This is a genomic window from Nodosilinea sp. LEGE 07298 (assembly GCF_015207265.1).
In the GTDB taxonomy this organism is placed as follows: domain Bacteria; phylum Cyanobacteriota; class Cyanobacteriia; order Phormidesmidales; family Phormidesmidaceae; genus Nodosilinea.
Map to the genome: position 1 here is coordinate 1 of NZ_JADEXE010000085.1, position 22,878 is coordinate 22,878.

Consider the following 22,878-nt stretch of genomic DNA (forward strand, 5'->3'; position numbering starts at 1 on the left):
GTTCTACACGCAGTTTTACCAGTTCCCGTCGATCGAGTATCGGGCCGGGCTGGGGCTGATGCTGGGGGCAGTGGGGGTGAGCGCGATCGCCGCCGCCACCGGAGCCTTTAAAGCTGTAGGCGGTGCGGTGAGTCTGCCCCCCGCCGAGGCTATGCGCCCCGAACCCCCGGCCAGCTTTAAGCCCACACTGATCGAGCAGTTGGGATTGCAGCGGTTGCTCTCTCCCGCCGGGCGGATCATTCTGCGCAATGTGGAGCGGCGACCGGCCCAGGCGGCGATGGCGGTGCTGGGTATTGGTCTGGCGGTGGCGATGCTGGTGGTGGGCCGCTACTTCAGCGACGGCATTGACGCGATTATGGCGGTGCAGTTTCGCACAGTGCAGCGGGAGGATGTCACCCTCACCTTTATTGAGCCGCTGCCGGGGCGGGTGCAGCACGACCTGGCCCAGCTGCCGGGGGTGCTGCGGGTGGAGCCCTTTCGCAGCGTGCCGGTGCGCTTGCGGTTTGAGCAGCGATCGCGCCTCGGGGGCATCGTCGGTCTCTCGTCGCCTAGCACCCTGCGGCGGCTGATCGACAGCGACTTGCAGGCCGTGCCCTTGCCCGCCGACGGTCTGGTACTGAGCACCAAGCTGGCAGACATTTTGCAGGTTCAGGTGGGCGATCGCCTCACCGTCGAAGTGCTCGAAGGCGCGCGCCCGGTGCTCTCGGTGCCCCTGGTGGGGCTGGTAGATGAGCTGATCGGCCTGGCCATGTATATGGATGTCACCGCCCTGAATACGCTGATGCAGGAAGGCCCCACCTTTTCTGGTGCTTACCTGACGGTGGATCCGTTGCAGATGCCGACCCTGTACCAGCAGATCAAGCAAATTCCGGCGGTGGCCAGCATGGCCCAGCGCGAAACGGCATTGCAGCAGTTTGAAGACACCATCGCCGCCACCTCCGGCGTGATGAACAGCATGATTTTGCTGTTCGCCTGCATCATCGCCGTGGGGGTGATCTACAACGCCGCCCGCATTGCCCTCTCGGAGCGCAGCCGCGAACTGGCCACCCTGCGCATCATCGGCTTCACCCAGCGGGAGATCGCCTTTATTCTCCTGGGCGAACAGGGGGTGCTGACCCTGGCGGCGATCCCGGTCGGGTGGGCGCTGGGCTACGGCCTGGCCTGGGTGCTGAATCAGTCTCCCGCCCAAAACACCGAGCTGTTTCGGGTGCCCTTCATCATTCAGCCCGCCAGCTTTGTGTTTGCGGCGGTGGTGACGGGCTTGGCGGCGATCGCCTCCGGGCTGCTGATCGCCCGTCAGCTGCGGCAGTTGGATCTGATTGCGGTGCTCAAGACGAGGGAGTGAATGGGTGGATGAGTGGATGCGTAGGGTGCATAACGCTGGGGCGAGGCTCTGCCAACGCGAAGCAATGCACCAGTAGGACACCAAGCAATGCACCACCAGGCCCTGAGTTTTGAATTTGAACCAAAAAGGTAGACCGATGACCAGCACAGAATCCACCAGCGATCAACGAACGCTAGGTAATGGCGCTACCCCGGTGCCGCCGCCAAAACGGCGATGGCGACGGCGATGGCTCTACGGCATCGGCGGGTTGGGCCTGGCGGGGCTGATCGCCTACGCTGTGCGCCCCCAGCCGATCGCCGTCGATCTGGCCCCAGTAGAACGGGGAGCATTACAGGTAACGGTGGGGGCCGAGGGCCAGACGCGGGTGCGCGATCGCTATGTGGTCGCCTCCCCCATCGATGGTGAACTCCAGCGCATTGACCTGAATGCTGGGGATACGGTGACTGCCGGAGCCACCATTGCCCGCCTCGACCCGTTGCCCTTGACCAGTCAGGTCGAGGCCACCCAGGCTCGCCGCCGCGCAGTGCAAGCCCAGATCGCCGGGGTCGATACCCAGCGGCCCAAACCCGAGGCGCTGGCCCAGGCCGAAACCCGCATTCGCGCCGCCCAGGCCCAGGTGACTCAGGCCCAGGCCCAGGTGACGGAGGCGGAGGCAACTTTGGTGCAGGCCCAGAGGGATCGCGATCGCATGGCCAGCCTCCAAGCCCAGGGAGCTGTTCCCCGCCAAGATCTCGAAACGATGGAGCTGGCCGTTACCCAGCGGCAGCAGGCCCTAGAAACCGCCCGCCAGCAAGTCTCCGTCGCCCAGGCCGATGTGCAGGCCGCCCAGGCCAACCTGGCGGTGCTCACCGCCGAGCAACAAGACCCCGACTACCTGGTGGATGTTTACCAGGCCGAGCTAGCCGCCCTCGACGCCGAACTGGCCAGCCTCACCGACGATGCCCGCCGCACCACCATCACCGCCCCCGCCGCCGGGCGCGTGCTCGAAGTGTTGGAACCCAGCGCCCGGTTTGTGGCGGCGGGCACGCCCCTGATCACCCTGGGCGACCCCAATGGCCTAGAGCTGGTGATCGACATTCTCTCCACCGATGCGGTGCGGGTATCGCCGGGGGATGCGGTACAGATCGACCGCTGGGGCGGCGAGAAGAATTTGCAGGCGATCGTGCGCCAGGTGGAACCATCCGCATTCACAGAGGTATCGGCCCTGGGGGTCGATGAGCAGCGGGTGAATGTGATCGCCGACTTCACCGACCCCGCCGTGCCCCTGGGCGACGGCTTTCGCGTCGATGCCCAGATCGTGGTGTGGGAAGAAGAAAACGTACTGACGGTGCCGATCAGCGCCCTGTTTCGCTGCGATACCGACTGGTGCGCTTTTGTGGCTGAAGACGGACGAGCCCAGCGGCGAGAAGTGGCGATCGGCCCCCGCAGCGACTTTGCCGCCGTCGTTGAGTCGGGGCTAGCCGAAGGCGACCAGGTGATTTTATACCCCGGCGACCAGATCGAAGCCGATGTCAGGGTGCGAGGGCGTTAATCACCTATCTGCCGCTAGACCCTCGATTTTTAGAGGCCAACCCGGTAAGATCATGCAAATCCGTGAAGCCAGGATACAGCCATGCAGATCCTCCACGGCACTTGGATACCTCAGCCCACCGCCTTTGTGCAGACGGGGGCCTTTTGCCTGTGGGTCGAAACCGAGCAAAAGAGCCGCCGCAAGTTGTCGTCTCAGGGCCATCCCTTTCACCTGCCCAAGCCTGACTTGGTGCCCCTGCTCACCGATGAGCTAGGCCTGAAATCGCCCGATCGCCGCTCCCTAGACTCCTTCATCACCCCCCGCACCTTTCTGCTGCCCACGGTAGATGGTCAACCGCTCCCATCCCTGGAGCTATCCCGTTACCTAGAGGTAGAAACCCCAGAGAGCTTTGATTGGCAGTACTGGCAGGTGGATTGCTACCAGCTTCCCGTTCTGGCCGACGTGATTAGCCTGCTGAATAATCTGCACTTTCTGGCCGTCTACAACCTGGCAGAGGTGCAACTGGGGGCCGACCTGCTGTTTTGGTACCACTACACCCAGGCTTTTAAGCAGGTGATACTGCGCGATCAGTACATTCCAGCGTTGAAGTATCGGCAGGTTGCGGCGGTCAAGACATCCACCCGGCGCACAGCAGCGAAAACTAAGGCAGCGACTAAAAAACAGACGACAAAAACAGAGCCAGGATTTGAGATTTATTCTGGCTGGGAAATTATTGGCGATCGCTACACCGAGCACATTCAAACCTACGTAGACTACATGCCCCTGCTCTGTGTGGCCGGGTTTGAGGAACCACCAGCCACACCTACCTTCTACGATCGCGCCACACTGCTGCGCCACTTTTCGGAATGCTTTGTGGATGAGCTAGTGCGGGGCACGGCGATGCCTCAGAGCTATCTCAAAACCATCGTGCCCTCGCTGATTCACGACTGTCTGGAGGCTGAACCCCACCACGGCGAGAAATCGGTGGCGGCGCTGGAGCGGTACCAGCAGTGGCAGGGCTGGCGCGATCGCATCAGTCGCTCCGAAACCGCTGCCCCTTTCCACATCGGCTTTCGCCTGGCGGAACCCGTTACTCCCGAGGCTCCCTGGCACATCCAGTTCCTGGTCGCCCCCAAGGACGATCCCTCCTTGCAGATTTCGCTGGAAGAGTTTTGGCAGCTGCGCGGCAAAAAGCAAACCCAGCTGCGCCAACACCTGGGAGAAAGCTTCGAGCAGTATTTATTGATGAACCTGGGCTACGCCGCCCGCATCTACCCTAAGTTTTGGGATGGCCTAGAAACCGACCAGCCCGTCGGCATCCCGGTCAATCTCGACACCGCCTTCACCTTTCTGAAAGAATCCGCCTGGGTGCTGGAGGATGCCGGATACAAAGTGATCGTCCCCGCCTGGTGGACGCCCAAGGGTCGCCAGCGGGCCAAGGTGCGGCTGCGGGCCAAGGGCAAATCGATCGGCGGTAGCGATAAGTCCAAGGGCTACTTTTCCTACGACACCCTGGTGCAATACCAGTACGACCTGGCGATCGGCGACCAGCCCGTCACCGAGCAAGAGTGGCAGCAGCTCGTCAACGCTAAGTCGCCCCTAGTCAAGTTTCGCGGCCAGTGGATGGAGCTAGACCAGGACAAAATGCAGCAAATGCTGGAGTTTTGGCAGCAGCAGCAGGCCGAAAACCCTGAAATGAGCCTGCTCGACTTTATGCGCCTGACCAGCGGCGAGGCCGACGATGACCTGGAGGTGGAGTTCGATCGCGACGACGCTCTGGCCACCATGCTCACCCAGCTCAGCGACAAAAACCGACTCGAACTCACCCCCGACCCCGACCAGCTCCAGGGCAATCTACGCGACTACCAAAAGCGCGGCCTCTCCTGGCTGCACTACCTAGAGAATTTAGGCCTGAATGGCTGCTTGGCCGACGATATGGGCCTGGGCAAAACGGTGCAGGTGATCGCTCGCCTGGTGCAGGAGCGAGAGGAAGCGGCTCAAAATGGCGGTCAAAAACTGCCACCGACCTTACTAATTGCCCCCACCTCAGTGGTCGGCAACTGGTACCACGAGATCGAGAAGTTCGCGCCGCACCTGCGGGCGGTAGTGCACCACGGGGGCGATCGCAGCTCAGACACCAAAGCCTTCAAAGCCATCTGCCGCGACCACGACGTGGTGATCACCTCCTTCACCCTGGCCCGCAAAGACGCCAAGCTGCTAACGGGCGTCACCTGGCACCGCATCGTGCTTGACGAAGCCCAAAACATCAAAAACCCCAAAACTGCCCAGACCAAGGCCATTCTCAAGCTCAACGCCAACCACCGCCTCGCCCTCACCGGCACCCCAGTCGAAAACCGTCTGATGGATCTGTGGTCGATTTTCAACTTTCTGAATCCAGGCTATCTGGGCACTCAGACCCAGTTTCGCAAACAGTTTGAGCTGCCCATCCAAAAAGAAAACAGCCCCACCCGCTCCGCCACGCTCAAAAAGCTGGTGGAACCCTTCATTCTGCGGCGGCTCAAAACCGACCAGTCGATCATCAAAGACCTGCCCGACAAGGTCGAGCAAAAGCTGTTCTGCAACCTCACCCCCGAGCAGGCATCGCTGTACGAAGCGGTGCTCAAAGATGTCACCGAACAGCTCGAAACCAGCGAAGGCATCCAGCGCAAGGGGCTGATACTCGCCACCCTGACCAAGCTGAAGCAAATTTGTAATCACCCCCGCCAGTTTTTGCAGGATGAGAGCGAGTTTACGCCGGAGCGATCGCACAAGCTCAGCCGCCTGCTCGAAATGCTCGACGAAGTCGTGGCCGAAGGCGAAAGCGCCCTGGTCTTCAGCCAGTTTCGTGAAATCGGCGACGCCCTAGAGCACCACCTGCGCCACACCTGCCACTACAACACCTACTACATCCACGGCGGCACCAATCGCAACAAGCGCGAGCAGATGATCGCCGACTTTCAAAACCCCGAGACTGAACCGGCGATCTTTGTACTATCCCTAAAAGCTGCCGGGGTGGGCATCACCCTCACCCAGGCCAACCACGTCTTCCACTTCGATCGCTGGTGGAACCCCGCCGTCGAAGACCAGGCCACCGATCGCGCCTTCCGCATTGGCCAAAAGAAAAATGTCTTCGTCCACAAGTTCGTCGCCATGGGCACGCTGGAAGAACGCATTGACCAGATGATTGAAGATAAGAAAAAGCTGGCCGGTGCGATCGTCGGAGCCGATGAATCGTGGCTGACGGAGCTAGACAACGATGCCTTTAAACAACTCATCGCCCTCAACAAAAGCGCGATCATGGAATGATGCCTGAATATCTTTCATAATTGGGGCAGAAACTTCATGCAGAGGTATATTGTGAATCTCGAACAAGCCTTGCTAGAGCAGGTACGCTCACTCAACCCAGCACAGCAGCAGGCCGTTTTAGACTTTGCCGCCTTCCTCAGGCAGAAGGTGTCTACAGCTCTCCAGGAGCCCATTCCTGGCCTACACAAAGACATTCCCTATTGGATAGCCGATGATTTTGATGCTCCCCTGCCAGACGAATTTTGGCTAGGGGAATCATGAAACTTCTCCTCGACACCCATACCTTTATCTGGTGGGATAGAGAACCCGATTTGATTCCACCAGCAACCCTTCAACTTATGCGTCAGGCACGACTGCTGTTGAGCCTGGCGTCGCTGTGGGAGATGCAAATCAAAACTCAGCTAGGCAAACTCAATCTAAACATGCCTCTGGCCGATCTTGTGGAGCACCATCAGGAAAACGGCATGGCACTGTTAGCAATCACCTTGCCACACATTCTGGCGCTAGAGCAGCTGCCTCAACACCATCGAGATCCATTCGATCGCTTACTCGTAGCACAAAGTTGCGTTGAATCTACAGCGATAGTTAGCCGCGATGAAATCTTCAAAAGCTATGACTGCCAACTCATCTGGTAGCCATTTCTTTCTTCAACTCCAAAGCGGTGCCAAATTCCAAATTTTCTGCCCGATGTCTAGGCTCACCTACAATGAAACCAGCACTGGAGGCCCGCAATGGCAAACTTTAGCCGCACCTGGTGGGGAAAAAACTTTATCGATGCGATCGAGCGCTTGACCGACTCGGGCCGGTTGCAGCGGGGGCGATCCTATGCCAGCGGCGGCAAGGTCAAAAGCTTTGAGATCGACGTCGGCCTAGTCACGGCCAAAGTGCGCGGGTCGGTGAACCCCTACTTTGGGGTGACGAAAGAGCCGCTGTACACCACCACAATTGACTTTGCGCCGATTAGCAAAGCCAAGTGGGCAGCTGCGATCGCCCTAGTCGCCTCCAAAGCCAGCCTGATCTCCCGGCTGCTGCTCAACGAAATCCCTGACAACATCGAAGACAGCTTCAAAACCCTGGGGCTGAACCTGCTGCCCGCCAGCGCCAAAGACTTTAAGACCAACTGCTCGTGCCCCGACTACAGCAACCCCTGCAAACACATCGCCGGAGTCTACTACCTAATCGCCGCCGAACTCGATCGCGATCCCTTCCTGCTGTTTGAACTGCGGGGGTTGCCCAGGGAAGAACTGAAAGCCGAGCTAGCCAAATCGCCCCTGGGACAAGCCCTCTCGGCAGAACTCTCGGCCCAGCAGCGATCGCCCGACCCCGTAGAGCACTACTACACTCAGCCGGAGACCGTCGAGGCGTCGGCCCTCAGCCTGAAAGAATTTTGGCAGGGAGAAAAGCGCCTGCCCCAGACCATTGAGGTAGCCACACCGTCGGCAGTGCCAGCGATTTTGGTCAAAAAGCAGGGCGATTTCCCCGCCTTCTGGACTCGCGACAACTCCTTCATTGAAGCCATGGAGAGTTTGTACGATCGCGTCCGCAGCAAAAACAAAAACCGCCTGTAGTGTTTAGCCCATGGAGATCCCAGGGTTTTTCTCAGGTTCAGCAATAATCTGGGTCTATGGCTAGAAAAAAACCTGGGATCTGGGCAGACTCTACACAACTTCAGCAAAAACCGCCACAGGCACCCGCTTATAGGCCGGTGTTCCAGCCCTTGGCTCAATCCGCGCCTTCATCAGCACATTCGCTTCGGGGTAAAACATCAGCGCCGCGCCCGATCGCACCTCCCCGTAGATAATCTCGATATTGTCGAGCTGCCCCGCATCGCCCCGCACGCTCACCCGCTGGTGCTGGCTAAAGCCTGCCTTGTGAGCATCGTCAGGATTCATGAGAATGCAGTGGCGATGGGGCATACCCCGGTACTCATCGGCTTCTTTGTAGACCACAGTATTGTGCTGGCCGTAGCTGCGTCCGGTGATCAGCGCCAGCACCAGAGCCGGATGCTGGCCATCCAATGAATTTGGGGGCAGGCCAAAATCTTGCAGGGTAGGCAGCATTAGATTAGGCAGCGGGGTGGGCTGCATTTCGGCTTTGCCCGATGGAGTAGGGAATTTCGGCTCTAGAAAGATGCGCCCGCCGATGGTGAACTCGGCGTTGGTGTCGTCAATCTCGCCAATTTTTTCGTAACCGGGAATGGTCTGGGCGATTAGCTGGCGCACGTAGCGAGTGTCGTGCAGTCGCCGCCAGTCGATGGGGCGATCGCCGTGCAGACGGTGGGCCAGTTCCGCCAAAAAGTCAATCTCCGTCACCAGATCGGCCCCCTTGAGGTGGGTTTTGCCGGGGCTGTTGAGCCGCACAAAGTTGTTGCCCGACTCGACGGTGGTTTTATGGGGGTTCTCGAAGCGGGCATAGACCGGCACGATGATGGTGTTCTGCCGAGCCAGTCCGTGGAAGTGGCCCTGGTTGGGCTTGGTGGCCAGGTAGATAATGGTGTCGATGTTGCCCAGGGCGTGTTTGGCCTGGGTGAGGTCGGGGTTGGCGGCGTAGAGGTTGCCCCCCAGGCACAGCAGGGTATCGACTTCGCTCGCATCCGCCGCTTCGATCAGAGCGCGGGCATCGTAGCCCGGTTCTCGTTTAAGCGATTTGCCCAACAGTTTCTCCAACGCCTCGCGAATGCTGTCTTTGAGGTGGGCCGTCACCCCCATCGAGCCAAAGCCCTGCACGTTGGAGTGGCCGCGAATCGGCATCATCCCCGCGCCGGGTTTGCCCACGTTGCCCGTCATCAGAGCGGTATTGGCGATGCTAAAGATGTTGTCGACGCTGTTGGCCTGGTGGGTGATGCCCATCGCCCAAGCAAAAACCACGTTCTGGCTACTGTGAATCATCTCGGCAGCGGCAACAATTTCCGTCAGCGTGAGGCCACAGGTGGCAATAATCGCCTCCCACTCGGTAGCGGCCACCTGGTCGATTACCCCCTGCCAGTTCTCGGTGTAGGCCTTGAGAAAGTCGAACTGCACCCAGCCCCGCTCTAGCAGCACCTTTTGAATGCCCACAAACAGGGCCAGGTCGCTGCCCGGTATCGGCTGCAAAAACAGCGAGGCGATCTCTTCGCCCTGCACCAGCCGCAGAGGATGCGCCGGAGAGCCAAACTTGACCAGGCCCACTTCTCTGACGGGGTTGATGACGAGGATTTTGCCGCCGCGATCGCGCAGTTCAATCAGCTCATTCATCAGCCGGGGGTGGTTGGCCGGGGCGTTTGACCCCACCAGCACCACGCAGTCAGCCTGGCGCAGGCTCTCCAGACTCACCAGCGAGGTGCCCGTGCCAAATACTTTGTTCAGGCTGACCGTCGAGGGGGCGTGGCATAGGTCAGAGCAGTCGGCCAGGTTGTTGGAGCCAAGCGATCGCACCATCAGCTGGAGCAAAAAGGCCGCCTCATTGGACGATCGCCCCGAACTGTAGGAGGCGACTCGCTCTGGCGGCAGCGAAAAGGCGGTGGTCGTGAGCTGGTAGATCTCCTCCCAGGAGATGCGCTCGTAGCGATCGCTGCCAGCCCGACGAATCACCGGAAAGCTGAGCCGACCCAGGCGATCGGCCTCGCGAGAGGTGAGCGCTTGCAGCTCAGACAGGGTGTGGCGATCGAAGAAATGGTCGCTGAGGCCCGGTTGCAGTTCAGACGAAATGGCCTGCACGCTCTTCATACAGCGCTGGAGCGGTTCTTCTAGCTCGTTGATAAAGCCGCCGTTTTGCCCCCCGGTGCCCCAGGCACACGACAGGCAGGCGCTTTTGTGCAACAGCTTTTTCCAAATCTGCGGCCCCTGGGGCGACAGCGTTTTTTCGGCCCAGTACTCAATCACCGGCAGACCGCCACCGACGCCTGGGGCGTGGATAGATTCATCCGCAAGGCCGGATGTCGCTAGGTTGGCGTGAGCTTCAGCGGGGGGTGGTGTGTCGCGATCGGACCGATTGTGTGCCGTCATGGTCGGGGGATCTCCACAGCCGCTATGCCCTCACTATAACGAGATAAATGGGGGTAAGATAGCCAGCCCAAAAGCAGAGAGTATTTCGTTTGATACCAATCGCCCATGCCGCTAGCGCGGCACCCCTAACGATAAAAACAGCCGTAGCCGTTCCCTAAGCGGAGTCGATGGGAACGGCCATTTTTAGGGCAAATCCGAATCACAAACCCCCGGTTTCCAAAAGGCAAAATCGTAGAGGCTTAGGCGTAGCCGAGCCAGAGGCTCTATTGCGATCGCCAACCGGTACCAGAGATCAACTCATTCGTGCGTTAGTGAGACTCTACCTGCGGTAAATCGTGGGTGCCCAACACCCCAGCATCACACATGCGGCACTGCCGACGGCCATAGCTACCCACCGTATTCACCCCCATCACCGCCAGGGCCAGGGCCGACGGCAGCACGTAAGGGTCTGCGACCGTGTAATTTACCGCATAGCCCAAATCTTCTAGAGAACCTATCGTTAAACGGCTCAGTGGATTTTGCCCCAGATTCAAGAAGCCCGTCATCAGCTCATTGCCAAATACAGCTTCTCGCCAGTGGCCATCTCGGGTGCCCTGTCCCCCGGTATTCGCCACCGGTACCGGCGATATGCCCTGCGACCCAATCAGTGCCGAAAATTCCCGCATTCCGTTTTGGCCCACGTAGGTAGGGTTGGCCGACCCAGCCCCCACCAGCAGGTTCTTAATTTGCCAAATGGTGCCAATACCAAGCACATGGCCCATCTCGTGAATAATCACATCCAGCAGGCCACCCTCCATTTCCAAGCGGGCCAAATCGCCCATGTCAAACTCCATCACCCCGGTGATGGGCAGCATCGAGCCGCTGCGCAGGCGAGTCGGGCCAGCCCGGCCCAGCACCCCATTGGGGCCATCGATCGACAGCCCTCGCGCCTCAATCAACACATCATCGATGGTTTCTCCATTGACGACGGCACTGGGCAAATCGCCAATAATGATTTCTGACCAACGGGCGGCAGCAACTTCAAAGACAGCTCGTTGGGTAGCCGTTAGCCCTCCCAAAAAGCGTAGCTGAATGGAAAACTGCGCCGGGGGCGGCACTGGACTTTGATTATCAACCACCAATTCCAGCGACCAGCGATTGAGAAAACCGCCGTCCATAAAGGCTTCGTCTTGAATTTGCAGCGCCCAAGTACCGTTAGGATCGCTGTCGAGCAATTGGGCCAGGGGCTGCTGGGGCTGAAACGTACCCTGAAAAGGCGCTATGCCCTGGCTGATAGAAATTCCCGCCCCATCGTCAAAGGTGGTATCGAAAAAGTTGTCGCCGTTGCTGCCAGCATTGCCGACTAGCAGCACCGATTCTCCACTGGGGGCGCTAAGAGAAATTCTCAGATCGCTGGTATAGGTATGGACGAGGTTGATAGTGACGCTGATGCGCTGAAGTGAGCCTGAGATATTGGCTACATCAATAGTGGAGGTGACGCTTGTAGGCGCAAATTGCGAAATTTGTACCGCTGTCTCGTTAGAGAATACTTGCTTCATAAGGGGGCTAGATGCACTTCAAGCTTCAGATGAATGGTACTGCCAAATTGATGACTATAGGCGGGGCAACCAGTTGGGGAATGCGGAAGGTTACGGAGACTGCTCATAACAGTAAAGTTGTGCGGCGGTCAGTGTCTCTACTTCTGGCCTTGTGTGCCCGGTGAGGGGGACTGCGAAAACTGTGGCAATTCCTCATTCAAGCAAACCCAGGGGGCTGCGCTTGATGTCCAAATGTCTAGCGCAGGAGCAAAATCACTTTGGTCGTCAAACGTTGTAAAGCGTATGGATGTGAAATCTGGCATCGCTTCGCCGGTTGTGAACAAGGGACTACCGCAGTTTGAGCAGAAACTTCGCGTTGTCTGAGCGCCACTTGACGCGCGAACAGAATACTCTTTGGGTGAGCCGGTGACGTTGATGGACTTGGTTGATATAACTACGCCAGAGGCGAACGGTGCTCCGCTGGATAGTTGGCAATCACTGCAATGACAATTCAGCATTGCGAGAGGCGCACTGTGACACTCGTAGCGGATGGCACCGCAAGCGCAGCCGCCTGAAAATGGAACATTCATAAAAGACCTCTTTGCTTGGCTCTCTGTGGAATTTGGTTACCAGTTAGTGGGCTGGGTTGAGCTAGCGAAAACCAACCTACAGAAGATCTGCGATCACCCTAGCACCCACCCAGGCTAAAGCTACAGGCCGAGAATATCAGAACGAAGCCACTAAGCCAGTACAGTCCGGCGAGACCTACGGCTCCGCAGACTATAGATATTAGGGCAGGCAATCTGTAGCGATGCACGAAGATGCTCAGGGCTACAGTAAACACTGTTAGCGGAACAGCTGAGAGCAAGATAGGGGAATCTGCGGGAATTTGTGCATTCTCGAAGCTGTACGATGCAGCCACAAAGAGCATCAATGAGCACAGAGCAAGACCGAGGGAAAATGCTGTAGCGGAGATTGCCCGCATTCTTCCTTGGGCTAGCCGCAGTAGCCCGCCAATGGCCAGTGCTGCTAACCCAGGAGTTGCGGCGATCAACAACACGCTTGGAGTGTTAGGAAGGGTCATGAACGTAATGCCCAACGCCGCATTAAGCGGCTGCGGCCCAACATGACATCAGAAAACATGAGGGTCTCTCCCCGCAGTCTGCTTAAACGCACAGTTAGATGCCAACAGGGCAGAATTATTCTGCGAGCCCCCTGAGGATATTTAGCCTGTTCGCTGGCGCGCTCGGGGACATGAAGTCTGGAATGGTTGAAGAGGATCGCCGAGGGCGAGAAAGGAATTCGGCAGGCCACTCGGCAATGCGACGCTCCTTTACATGGACGTACTGACCGGGTTCGTCCTCGGCAATGTATTCCTCCTGGAGCACGAGGGCGAGCGGCTTCTGAGCCCCGGCGGTTTGGGCGGAAAATTCTTCTGCCTCCTCGAAGGTTGCGAAGGCATAGTAGTAGTCGGAGCCTTCGTAGGCGTCGGCTGCACCAGCTGCGGGGTAACACCAGACGCGATACTCTAAGACGGCGTCCCAAACGAACCCTCCACCAGCCTTGGCTGATGCCGGATACGTGCCGACGAGTGACGAATCGAGGGCTGTTGGGTACTGCGAAGAAGCGTCCATTGGCATCTAACTATGTACTAAGTGTTAGTTATTAGGGTGGGTTGAGCTAGCGTGTCTAGCTTAATTGGTAGGTTGGTGTTGAGGCTCGGCGAAACCCAACATATCCTCTGAGTTGGGTTTTCATTTCGTTCAACTCAGCTTACAAAGCTAACTCAACTGAGATTGTTGGGTTTCGCTAGCTCAACCCAACCTACAAGAGATCTGCGATCGCACTTTCGTCCGTCCGCTGTAGTGAAGTGTTAGCCGACGGTGGCCGCGTCACCTTCTTGCTGTGCATCAGCTAATTCACTTTCTTCAAATTTGGACAATCGTTCCGACACTTTTTGGCGTATAGCATAAATCGATGGAGCATTATCTTGAGTTGTATTTAGAGTATAGAGATTGTCCTCCACTTCACGAATAAAAGAACGGAGCAATACAGCCCGACGCCTTGCTCCAAACGCTTTAATATCCGGTCTATATCTTTGTCGGATCAGCGATGAAAGCAAAACGAGAACTCCTAAAGCGCCAATAACTTGATTTGGCATGGATTCTTGAATAAAAGAAGAAGCAAGAAGCCCACCTACAATGTATTGACCAAAAGTGAGAGAAGAATCAGCCCATCCATTTAGGCGAGCAATAGCCTTTTGCCGTGCAAGTGCTTCCCTGAGTTCGCTCAGACGACTATCTTTAACCGGATCTTCTGTAGGCTGAACTAATTCTAGAGATGCCGACTTAGAACCGCGTGATCTTTCACTAAATGCTGAAACAACAGCACCTGCAACTGTTGCAACAAGCGACGCAATAACTGCACTAACTCCAAAAATTTCTGGACCCATTGTTTTTTAGTTGTACTCACTTTTGAATTTATTTGCAGGATACTGAAAGTCCTACAGACACCCTTAATACTCTGTCCAAATTAATAACTCAGGAGGCTAACCATGTATTAAGTGTAAGATCCGCTGGATAAGACCATCCATGCTCGGTATTATCCGTTAGATTGGCTGGATAATATCCGTTTTTTAAGGCATTAAACATTAAATCTGCCAGTCAAGCCCTGTACTTCGGAGTTTTATCCAGCAAGTTTGAGGTTTAAGCAGGGGAAATGAGGGTGTTATCAGTCAGAAGTGCTGGATAACACCCCAGTATCAGGAGTTATCCACTGTCTACCAATACCATCGCCTCAGCGCTCCCACTCGATCAAGTGAGGGAAGCGAATCGCCTCAAGCATTTCACTACGGTTGACGAGTTGCTTTTGCACTAGTACACTCATCCACTAAGCCGTTCGACTAGAGCGGTTGCCTCACAGAACTCGAAAACTTTTGGCGCTGCCGGAAGGTGCTTGCGACACCAACCGACAGCTAACCCCGCAAATCTCGTGGGCAGATTGCGAGGCTAGGGAGATCGTACCCTAGTCACTCCAGTTTGCACTTCAACTGCGGGTGGCTAGGGTTTTCGTGTTCTGTTTTCCTCACCCTTCCACCCCTTGCGGGGGCAGGGCTTGCTCACTGCAACCAAAAAAGGAAACAGAACCGATGTTTGAATATCTCGAACCAGACGCCAGCGACAACCCAGAAACCGGCTCCCTGCCGCTGCCGCCCAACTCTGGGGTAAACGACAAAAAGACCCAGCCCCTAACACCCGAGAAAGTGCGCCACATGCTCTTTGGCAGCCTCGTTGGGATCGATCGCACCATCAAAATCCTCCACTCACTCGGCTACGCCGACCCCAACGACTGGAGCGACCCCATTCCAGTACCGCCCAGCAGTGCCGCAGCCACCGACCACCCCAACCAATGGATGGTGATCATGACCAAGACCCTGCTCATTGAGTAGCGGCCCTCAAAGAGACAGGGTGCCTGCTGCTACTAGCAACGTCTTGGGTTAAGACAACAGGCACCCTGTCTCTAAACGCAAATTGGCACAGCTGTTTTGTCACAGACGGCGAGCGTCGGCACCTATCATCGCAAACCAAATTTACTTGAGCAAACCACTAGCCCAAACCGCCTCAGCGTCGGTCAAAGGCGGCACGGGTTCCACACCGTAGTCTAGTTTCAGATCGTAGCCCGACCTCTCATAGATTTCATTCAGCAACCCCTGTAGGTCAACCGTAGGCTCTAGGTCGCCCGACCGCAGCGGCAGCGCAAACGCCGGAATCGAATTCTGCACGCTAAACGCATAAAGACTTGCGATCGGCCTTTGCTCACTACGGCTTACCAAAATGCGGTAGTCGCTCGGCCCCTCGGCCCCAAACATTGCCATCGGCTCATAGGCTCGCAGCAAATCAATCTCAACAAAATGAGTCGCACTGCTCAGCACCTGCTCGCGCTTGCTTTCGTAGGTTTGCCGTCCTCGACCCGATCGCTTGTTAATTGGCGACAGCAACTCAATGGCCGTCACCACCTCTTTTGTTGTTACCTCACGCACCTCTAAATACCCCTGCCGAATTGTTAGCGGCATTGGCACCCTCACCTGAACGGGTTGAGGCAGCGGAGCTACAGCCACAGCAGTTGGTACCACCTCGGCTTGGGGCTTGGCTCTTTGAATCGCCACATCAGGAATCCCCACCAGCAGCGCCTGATCACCACTGGTTTCATACATGCGCACCTCTACCGAAACCGAATACTTGGGTCGCAACTGTGGGCCTAGCGCCTCGGCTAAAGCCGCAATCAGCAGTAAGTGAACCCCCGGCCAAATCTCCGGGTGCTCTAAATAGGGATCCATGCCAGGAAAGGGAGAAGCCAACCCAAAGTCCTCAAGACTGGCGCTATAGATTAAATTGTAATACCAGTCCTCTTAGCCCCGCTCCCATAGCTATCTGGTAGAACCGAGCAGCACCGGCTAAAAATCATCAATCAAACCGCTCAGGCGAGACAGCACAGGATCTTCAGGCACGTCTTCGATCTTTTCTGCGTAAGGCACTGCTTCTGAAGCTAGTTGGGGAGAAACCGGGGCAGAAGAAACAGTACCCCCCAATTGAGCCACCTGGAGAGCGAGCTGCTGCATCTGAGCCTCTAGTCGCTCTAACCGATTTTTCTCTTGGGCAAAAAACCGCTGCTCTACACTGAGCAATTGGGCCTCAAGGCTCTCGATGCGTTTGTCTGTATCGGTAGAAGATGGTGGCCGACTAGGGTAATCGTGATTACTCAGCAAAAGCTGGTAAAGAGCTTCTTTGCAAAGGCTGCTAAAACTCAAGCCCGGCTGTCTAGCCAGCTCAGCTTTGACAGCCGCTAATAGATGTTGATCAAGCTCATTTTGACGAAACAGAACCAGCTTTTTCGTCTGGCGTAACCACTTCAGTACCATCATTCTCGTCCCGAAACCATAGTGCCACCCACTAGTCAAAACCTCTTCCCAATCGATGGCAACATTTACCTTCCTAGAACCCTCGTTCAAGTCAGCAGAATCACGATTCGATTGGGAAGAGATTAGGCATGGCTAACGCCAAACTTCAAACGACTAAGCGGCCGAACGAGCCGCACGGGCCGATGCCATTTGAGCCTCGCCATAGATATACTGTCCCAGAGCGTTGGCCTGGCGGCAAGGCGTAGCAAGGTGGGCGTTGATTTTGGCCTCTCGCAGCAGGCGCTGAAAATCTTCCCAGAAAAACTCACCCCCACCGCCCGTGAGAATGACGTCTGTAACCCGCTCCGGCAGCCAAGCCAGCAAGCGATTACACATCTCCCGCGAGAAATTTTCTTTGAGGTTCGGCAGAATGTCATCTAAGTTAGTCGGTCTGTTGGCTCCCCGAGGACGGTAGAACCGTTGCCCTTGAGGCTGATTCACAGCCGCGATTAGCGCCAAAGACTGGCTGTCGGCCCCCTCGATTTGGGCTGCCACCTGCTCGTAAAACTGGCTCATGGCAAACGCCTCACTCCTAGAAACGCCACGAGCGAATCTAAAGTTATCGACCATGATGCAGTCTGTGGTTTGATGCCCAATATCCACGATCGCAACGGGCAGCTTGGTAAAGTCAACGCTGGCGTCTTTTTTTTCTTGCACCTCATTCCAGAGAATGCTGCCGTACCCTTCGGGCATGACCCAAACCTTGCTGATGTGAATGGTGAGCGGTTCACCGCGATAGCTCATCACGTGCGGCCCCAGCAGCAGGCTCATCAGCTGCTCTTTTTCGCGCTCAAACTGATCTTGAGAATGGTAGGGCAGCCCCAGCACCACCGAAATCTCATCCTTTAATTGGAAATAGCCAACACAGGCCAAGACCTTGACCAAAGCATCGTTGACTTTAGACTGGCCGACCCCTAAATTAGCGCCAAAATCTTCGGCTAGCTGTCCCATGGCATAGCCGCTGCCCTGGTAAACCATCCAAATGTCAGACAGAGGATCCGTTGCACGGGCTTCGAACGCGCCTCCCTGCACCTGTTCCATTGATAGATGCTTAACGTTAGCCGGAATGAAAACGACGTTGTTGGGATCGCGGCTGATAGTGGTTTTTGTCGAGGTTCGTCCCAAATCAACGCTGAGAATAGATTTGGACAAAACACTGGTTTCCTGAGCCGCTGCGGCATCGCCTGACATTTTTACCAGCGGGGTCTGGTTCATCGGTATAGAAGCAGCTTGAGACATGGACATTGATTCTGAACCCTTTATCGAGCTTCACAAAAACCACCAACCTTACACCCCTACAGCAAAGCCAGGTCAAAAATCTTTAAGAAATTTGACGGAGATCAGGTTTTAGACTTGATGGTCAACTGTCCAAGACTCTTAAAGCGACAAAGTGTTCCAGAAAAAGAAATATTTTGCAGGTTACACTTTGGCGTTATGATGTTAGCTATTTATTTGGTTTTCCGTGTGCCGGTCTGTTGGCCTTTTCCATCCTTGACAGGTCAAAGAAATTACAGGGATTCTCCACAAAAATCCACAAGCCCTAAATTCCAGGCCCATTTGTTCAATTCCTGTCGCATCTATCGGGTGACAGAATAAGCAAAACTGATGGTTCTAGCCTGTGGCTTGTCTAGCTTTATCAGTCCGCAGCTTCAACAAATTTGAGCTTTGAACCAGGTTGAGCAAGCGTGGTCTCACTACAAAAAAAGCCCGGCTGATTCAATTAGCCGAGCCCTTTTTGTTTGTCCCAAGGCAAACCGAATCTGGGCTGCCTTGAGGAGATTTATACCAAGTCCGAGTTCAAAACTCCCCGGATCAAAACAGGTATGGCGTGGGGGCAAACGACCGTTTGCCCTTAACCAATCTGGGGTAGACAACTAGGATTTAGTATTAGTAGTCGAAGTCGCCGCCCATGCCAGCGCCAGCGCCAGCGGCAGGGGCCTTGGGCTCGGGCTTGTCGACCACAATGCACTCGGTGGTCAGCACCATTGAGGCGATCGAGGCGGCGTTTTGCAGTGCAGAGCGGGTCACCTTAGCAGGGTCCACAATGCCAGCCTCAAACATGTCGACGAACTGGTTGTTGGCCGCGTTATAGCCAATGTTGACGTCCTTCTCCTTCACCTGCTCGACGATCACAGCCCCGTTAAAGCCTGCATTTTCAGCGATGCGGCTGAGGGGGGCGGTGAGGGCGCGGGTGACAATTTGGGCACCCAGCAGCTCTTCGCCGCTCAGGTGGTCGCTGGCCCAGGCTTCGAGCTGAGGGGCCAGGTGGGCCAGGGTGGTGCCACCACCGGGGACAATGCCTTCTTCAACTGCCGCCTTGGTGGCGTTGATGGCATCTTCGAGGCGCAGCTTGCGATCCTTCATCTCGGTTTCGGTGGCGGCCCCGACTTTGACCACGGCTACCCCACCGGAGAGTTTGGCCAGGCGCTCTTGCAGCTTCTCTTTGTCGTAGGTGGAGTCGGTCTCGTCGATCTGGCGGCGGATCTGTTCGCAGCGGGCTTTGACATCCTTCTCGTTGCCTTCGGCGACGACGGTGGTGGTGTCTTTGGTGATGGTGATGCGGCGAGCGCTGCCCAGCATATCGACCTTCACATTGTCGAGCTTGAGGCCGGTGTCTTCGGAGATCACCTGGCCGCCAGTCAGCACCGCGATGTCTTCGAGCATGGCTTTGCGGCGATCGCCGAACCCAGGCGCTTTCACGGCAGCCACATTCAGCACGCCGCGCATGCGGTTGACTACCAATGTGGCCAGAGCCTCTTTCTCGATATCTTCAGCAATAATCATCAGGGGCTTGCCGGAGCGGGCCACCTGCTCTAGCACGGGCACCAAGTCCTGCACCAGGGCAATTTTCTTGTCGGTGAGCAGAATGTAGGGCTCATCGAGCACCGCTTCCATGCGCTCGGTGTCGGTGACGAAGTAGGGCGACAGGTAGCCCTTGTCGAAGCGCATCCCCTCGGTGACCTCCAGTTCGGTGGTCATCGACTTGCCTTCTTCGAGGGAAATCACGCCCTCGCGGCCCACTTTATCCATGGCGTCGGCGATCATTTGGCCGACTTCGTCGTCGTTGCCAGCGGAGATGGCACCCACCTGGGCGATCGACTTGGAGTCGCCCACAGGCCGGGCGTGCTCAGCAATTTTTTTGACCAGAAAGGCGGTGGCTTTGTCGATACCGCGCTTGAGCGAAATGGCGTTGGCCCCGGCGGCAACGTTGCGCAGTCCTTCTTTGACGATCGCATGACCCAGTACCGTAGCGGTGGTGGTACCGTCGCCAGCGGCGTCGTTGGTCTTGCTCGCCGCCTGGCGCAGCAGGGAGACGGCGGTGTTTTCGATGTGGTCTTCTAGCTCGATTTCTTTAGCAATGGTGATGCCGTCGTTGATGATTTGGGGTGCGCCGTATTTCTTTTCGAGCACCACGTTGCGGCCTTTGGGGCCGAGGGTTACGGCGACGGCTTCGGCGAGCAGGTCGAAACCGCGCTCTAGGGCGCGACGAGCATCTTCGTTGTACGTGATGGTTTTAGCCATGGGTAAATAATCCTCCTCGCAAGAATTGTTGACTAACTGCGTTGTGTTTGAGGTTTGGTTAGGGTGTGTCGCGGCAACGCCTGACGCACCGAGTCTGATTCAAAGGAATGCCGCGAATGGATGAGACATTTCCTTTGAGGTGTTTTTTGGGTGGTGCATTGCTGCGCTAATGCACTCTACGGGTTGGGTTGCGATCGCCCGAGTTAATGGTGGGCGGTGCCCACCCTACGGGGCAGAGATTGACGGAAGAGAGCCAAAATCCAAAATCGCCAATCCAAAATGGGCCTAGGCCAGGGCGGCGAGCACGTCGGACTCGCGCAGCAGCACGTAGTCGTCGCTGCCGAGCTTGATATCGGTACCGGCGTATTTGGAGTAGAGCACCTTGTCGCCGACTTTGACTTCCATGGTTTGGAACGAGCCGTCGTCGTTGTGTTTGCCGGGGCCGACCTGTACCACTTCACCCACCTGGGGCTTTTCTTTAGCGGTGTCGGGGAGCAAAATGCCGCCAGCAGTTTTTTCTTCGGCGGCGCTGACTTTGACCAAAATGCGATCGCCTAAAGGTTTAACAGTTGACACACTCAGGGTGACAGCTGCCATGGTTTACCTCCAAATGTTTGCGAATAAAAGGATTTGTGGTGGGAAGCGGTTTAGCACTCTCGCTTCCTGAGTGCTAATTTAGCCGCTCGGGAGTTTTCTCGGCAATTCTCTGAAAGGTGTGGTTTGCCGAACTTTGGTAGGCGGGGTTGCCCTACAAGAGCAGGGCATAAGGTACAAGGGCTTGGGTTCACGGGGCGACCTGATACCCGACACCTTGAACCCTATACCCCTTACCCCTGCCACTCGCCAAACACAATTGACTTCGCCACCTTGCCAATCCGGCCCAGGTCTTCGTCGAGCATGGGCGGCCAGACAACGCCTGCCTTTTGACCCTGGGCGTAGAGCTGGCGGCTTTCGTAGGAGAGAATGAACAGGGCTTGGATGAGGGTGCGATCGAGGGTGGGTTCGTTTTTTAGCCCTTCAAACAGCACTTTGAGGGCCAGCAAGAGCGAGGTTACCTGGCCGGGGATAGGTGGTTTGCCCTGGCGCAGGCAGGCGATAAAGGTATCGGGTAAATTGTCGCTGGTGCCGAGGGTTTGGCGCACCACAAAGGTATGAGCGGTTTCAAAATCCATAGGGGTAACGGTAGCTGAATAGGGTGATTTAGCCCCGCGTGTGCAGACCTGGCGGCTTTTCTATGGACGCAGAGCAAGTAGTAGATGGCCCTGACGGTGAAATATGTGCTAAGTCTGCCCTAGTCTACCGCCTGAACTGGGTTTGAAATGCGATCGCCCATAATTCTGGCACTGGGTTTGAACCCTAGACTACATGGGTTGGGCCGCTCTGTCCGTATTTCCTCTCTGTTAAGGGGTTTGTGCAATCGGGCAATCTGAGCGTGAACAGCATAGGTCTTAGCCCATCTACCCTGGCACGTATGACTATTTCTTCCCCGCAGACTATTCCTTTCGTAGATTTGACCTGGCAGCATGCGCCCTTGCAGGAGACGATTAAGGGCGTCATTAACGCCGTGATTGCCCAGGGAGATTTTGTGCTGGGTCAGGCGCTGAGCGATTTTGAAAGCACCTTTGCGGCGGCCTGTGGCACTCGCTTTGGGGTGGGGGTAGGCTGCGGTACCGATGCGATCGCCCTGGGCCTAAGCGCCTGCGGCCTTGCGCCAGGGGATGAAGTGATTTTGCCTGCCAACACCTTTATCGCCACGCTGATTGGCGTGTTGCGGGCGGGGGCAACGCCTGTGCTGGTCGACTGCGATCGCGCCACCGCTCTAATCGATCTTGCCGCCGCTGAGCAGGCCATTACATCCCGAACTCGCGCCATTGTGCCCGTGCATCTCTACGGCCAAATGGTTTCACCCCAAGATCTGCTAGATCTAGCCGATCGCCACCGCCTGATTGTGTTTGAAGATGCCGCCCAGGCCCACCTGGCCCAGCGCGACGGCTACACCGCTGGTTCCCTTGGCCTCGGTGCCGCCTTTAGCTTTTACCCCAGCAAAAACCTGGGTGCCCTGGGGGATGGGGGCATGTTCGTCACACCTGATCAGCTGGTGGCTAAAACGGCGCGATCGCTGCGCAACTACGGAGCCACCAGCAAGTACTACCATACCGAACCCCAGGGCACCAACAGCCGCCTCGACACCCTGCAAGCCGCCGTACTCAACGTCAAACTGCCCCACTTGCCGACCTGGAACCAGGCTCGTTACGCGATCGCCCAGCATTACGATCGCAGACTTGCCCCCCTAGGCGAGTACGGCATTGTGCCCATGCGCAACGACGCTGGTCCCGGCCACATCTACCATCTCTACGTGGTGCGCGTTACCCAAACCTGCCCCATGGGCCGCACCGAACTCCAGGCGCAGCTCACTGCCGCTGGCGTGCAAACCGGCATCCACTACCCCATTCCCTGCCACCTGCAACCCGCCTTTCGCTCCCTGGGCTACGGCCCCGGCAGCTTTCCTGCGGCCGAAGCCCTCAGCCAAGAGATTCTCTCGCTACCCATGTATCCCGGCATGACCCTTGAGCAAGTCGATCACGTCGTAGACGCTATGGTGGAAGCAATTTCCGCCGTGCGATCGTCTAGCCTTCTACAAGAGATGAGGGGATGAGGAGATGTAGACGCGGAGCGGCTTCCCGCAGGGCGGGATGAGGAAGTTTTCGATTTGGATTCACCTTCCCCACTCCCCCATC

General features: G+C 56.8%; 19 protein-coding genes. 8 read left to right on the top strand and 11 right to left on the bottom strand.

The window, feature by feature from the left end; translation table 11 throughout:
- The 6 genes from IQ273_RS13455 to IQ273_RS13480 form a co-directional block, all read left to right on the top strand.
- Positions 1-1,345: ABC transporter permease (locus IQ273_RS13455; RefSeq protein ID WP_194023691.1), on the top strand; the 1,345-nt coding region annotated here is incomplete at its 5' end.
- 136 nt (positions 1,346-1,481) lie between these two features.
- Entirely contained in the window at positions 1,482-2,876 is a 1,395-nt protein-coding gene (locus IQ273_RS13460; protein ID WP_194023692.1) for an efflux RND transporter periplasmic adaptor subunit, read from the top strand.
- An 81-nt stretch (positions 2,877-2,957) separates the two neighbouring features.
- On the top strand, positions 2,958-6,161 hold the full coding sequence (locus tag IQ273_RS13465) for a DEAD/DEAH box helicase (protein WP_194023693.1): 3,204 nt from the start codon (positions 2,958-2,960) through the stop codon (positions 6,159-6,161).
- A gap of 51 nt (positions 6,162-6,212) precedes the next feature.
- Entirely contained in the window at positions 6,213-6,422 is a 210-nt protein-coding gene (locus tag IQ273_RS13470) for a DUF2281 domain-containing protein (RefSeq protein ID WP_313898107.1), read from the top strand.
- Entirely contained in the window at positions 6,419-6,796 is a 378-nt protein-coding gene (locus tag IQ273_RS13475; RefSeq protein WP_194023695.1) for a type II toxin-antitoxin system VapC family toxin, read from the top strand. The genes IQ273_RS13470 and IQ273_RS13475 overlap by 4 nt, the downstream gene beginning before the upstream one ends.
- 96 nt (positions 6,797-6,892) lie before the next feature.
- Complete coding sequence (locus tag IQ273_RS13480; RefSeq protein WP_194023696.1) at positions 6,893-7,729, top strand: SWIM zinc finger family protein; 837 nt, start codon at positions 6,893-6,895, stop codon at positions 7,727-7,729.
- 90 nt (positions 7,730-7,819) lie between these two features.
- On the opposite strand, the gene IQ273_RS13485 is transcribed toward IQ273_RS13480, so the two are convergent.
- The 5 genes from IQ273_RS13485 to IQ273_RS13505 form a co-directional block, all read right to left on the bottom strand.
- Positions 7,820-10,144, bottom strand: a complete 2,325-nt coding sequence (locus IQ273_RS13485; protein WP_228052981.1) for an FdhF/YdeP family oxidoreductase — start codon at positions 10,142-10,144, stop codon at positions 7,820-7,822.
- Between the two features lie 308 nt (positions 10,145-10,452).
- Positions 10,453-11,682, bottom strand: coding sequence for a proprotein convertase P-domain-containing protein (locus IQ273_RS13490; protein ID WP_194023697.1), 1,230 nt, complete (start codon positions 11,680-11,682; stop codon positions 10,453-10,455).
- Positions 11,683-11,819: 137 nt separating this feature from the next.
- Entirely contained in the window at positions 11,820-12,251 is a 432-nt protein-coding gene (locus IQ273_RS35770) for a GFA family protein (protein WP_194023698.1), read from the bottom strand.
- A 609-nt stretch (positions 12,252-12,860) separates the two neighbouring features.
- Positions 12,861-13,295, bottom strand: coding sequence for a GCN5 family acetyltransferase (locus tag IQ273_RS13500; RefSeq protein ID WP_194023699.1), 435 nt, complete (start codon positions 13,293-13,295; stop codon positions 12,861-12,863).
- A gap of 239 nt (positions 13,296-13,534) precedes the next feature.
- A complete protein-coding gene (locus IQ273_RS13505; protein ID WP_194023700.1) occupies positions 13,535-14,113 on the bottom strand; it encodes a hypothetical protein in 579 nt (192 codons plus the stop codon).
- 696 nt (positions 14,114-14,809) lie between these two features.
- Here IQ273_RS13505 and IQ273_RS13510 point away from each other — a divergent pair.
- Entirely contained in the window at positions 14,810-15,109 is a 300-nt protein-coding gene (locus IQ273_RS13510; protein WP_194023701.1) for a hypothetical protein, read from the top strand.
- Between the two features lie 141 nt (positions 15,110-15,250).
- Here the strand turns inward: IQ273_RS13510 and IQ273_RS13515 are convergent, their stop codons facing one another.
- The 6 genes from IQ273_RS13515 to IQ273_RS13540 form a co-directional block, all read right to left on the bottom strand.
- On the bottom strand, positions 15,251-16,018 hold the full coding sequence (locus IQ273_RS13515) for a DUF4058 family protein (protein ID WP_194023702.1): 768 nt from the start codon (positions 16,016-16,018) through the stop codon (positions 15,251-15,253).
- A 96-nt stretch (positions 16,019-16,114) separates the two neighbouring features.
- Entirely contained in the window at positions 16,115-16,669 is a 555-nt protein-coding gene (locus IQ273_RS13520) for a hypothetical protein (RefSeq protein WP_194023703.1), read from the bottom strand.
- Positions 16,670-16,732: 63 nt separating this feature from the next.
- Positions 16,733-17,857: a ParM/StbA family protein gene (locus IQ273_RS13525; RefSeq protein ID WP_194023704.1), complete on the bottom strand. Its 1,125-nt coding sequence runs from the start codon at positions 17,855-17,857 to the stop codon at positions 16,733-16,735.
- Positions 17,858-18,505: 648 nt separating this feature from the next.
- Entirely contained in the window at positions 18,506-20,140 is a 1,635-nt protein-coding gene (gene groL, locus IQ273_RS13530) for a chaperonin GroEL (protein ID WP_194023705.1), read from the bottom strand.
- A gap of 285 nt (positions 20,141-20,425) precedes the next feature.
- A complete protein-coding gene (groES, locus tag IQ273_RS13535; RefSeq protein ID WP_194023706.1) occupies positions 20,426-20,737 on the bottom strand; it encodes a co-chaperone GroES in 312 nt (103 codons plus the stop codon).
- 230 nt (positions 20,738-20,967) lie between these two features.
- Positions 20,968-21,312, bottom strand: coding sequence for a Dethiobiotin synthetase (locus IQ273_RS13540; RefSeq protein ID WP_194023707.1), 345 nt, complete (start codon positions 21,310-21,312; stop codon positions 20,968-20,970).
- Positions 21,313-21,611: 299 nt separating this feature from the next.
- Between IQ273_RS13540 and IQ273_RS13545 the strand changes: the two genes are divergently transcribed.
- A complete protein-coding gene (locus IQ273_RS13545) occupies positions 21,612-22,796 on the top strand; it encodes a DegT/DnrJ/EryC1/StrS aminotransferase family protein (RefSeq protein WP_194023708.1) in 1,185 nt (394 codons plus the stop codon).
- Positions 22,797-22,878: the final 82 nt, after the last annotated feature.

Excerpts from the sequence above, each read along its gene's own strand:
- IQ273_RS13460 (WP_194023692.1), top strand. The coding sequence starts at position 1,482 with ATGACCAGCACAGAATCCACCAGCGATCAACGAACGCTAGGTAATGGC.
- IQ273_RS13465 (WP_194023693.1), top strand. The coding sequence starts at position 2,958 with ATGCAGATCCTCCACGGCACTTGGATACCTCAGCCCACCGCCTTTGTG.
- IQ273_RS13475 (WP_194023695.1), top strand. The coding sequence starts at position 6,419 with ATGAAACTTCTCCTCGACACCCATACCTTTATCTGGTGGGATAGAGAA.
- IQ273_RS13480 (WP_194023696.1), top strand. The coding sequence starts at position 6,893 with ATGGCAAACTTTAGCCGCACCTGGTGGGGAAAAAACTTTATCGATGCG.
- IQ273_RS13485 (WP_228052981.1), bottom strand. The coding sequence starts at position 10,144 with ATGACGGCACACAATCGGTCCGATCGCGACACACCACCCCCCGCTGAA.
- IQ273_RS13490 (WP_194023697.1), bottom strand. The coding sequence starts at position 11,682 with ATGAAGCAAGTATTCTCTAACGAGACAGCGGTACAAATTTCGCAATTT.
- IQ273_RS35770 (WP_194023698.1), bottom strand. The coding sequence starts at position 12,251 with ATGAATGTTCCATTTTCAGGCGGCTGCGCTTGCGGTGCCATCCGCTAC.
- IQ273_RS13500 (WP_194023699.1), bottom strand. The coding sequence starts at position 13,295 with ATGGACGCTTCTTCGCAGTACCCAACAGCCCTCGATTCGTCACTCGTC.
- IQ273_RS13505 (WP_194023700.1), bottom strand. The coding sequence starts at position 14,113 with ATGGGTCCAGAAATTTTTGGAGTTAGTGCAGTTATTGCGTCGCTTGTT.
- IQ273_RS13510 (WP_194023701.1), top strand. The coding sequence starts at position 14,810 with ATGTTTGAATATCTCGAACCAGACGCCAGCGACAACCCAGAAACCGGC.
- IQ273_RS13525 (WP_194023704.1), bottom strand. The coding sequence starts at position 17,857 with ATGTCTCAAGCTGCTTCTATACCGATGAACCAGACCCCGCTGGTAAAA.
- groL (WP_194023705.1), bottom strand. The coding sequence starts at position 20,140 with ATGGCTAAAACCATCACGTACAACGAAGATGCTCGTCGCGCCCTAGAG.
- groES (WP_194023706.1), bottom strand. The coding sequence starts at position 20,737 with ATGGCAGCTGTCACCCTGAGTGTGTCAACTGTTAAACCTTTAGGCGAT.
- IQ273_RS13540 (WP_194023707.1), bottom strand. The coding sequence starts at position 21,312 with ATGGATTTTGAAACCGCTCATACCTTTGTGGTGCGCCAAACCCTCGGC.
- IQ273_RS13545 (WP_194023708.1), top strand. The coding sequence starts at position 21,612 with ATGACTATTTCTTCCCCGCAGACTATTCCTTTCGTAGATTTGACCTGG.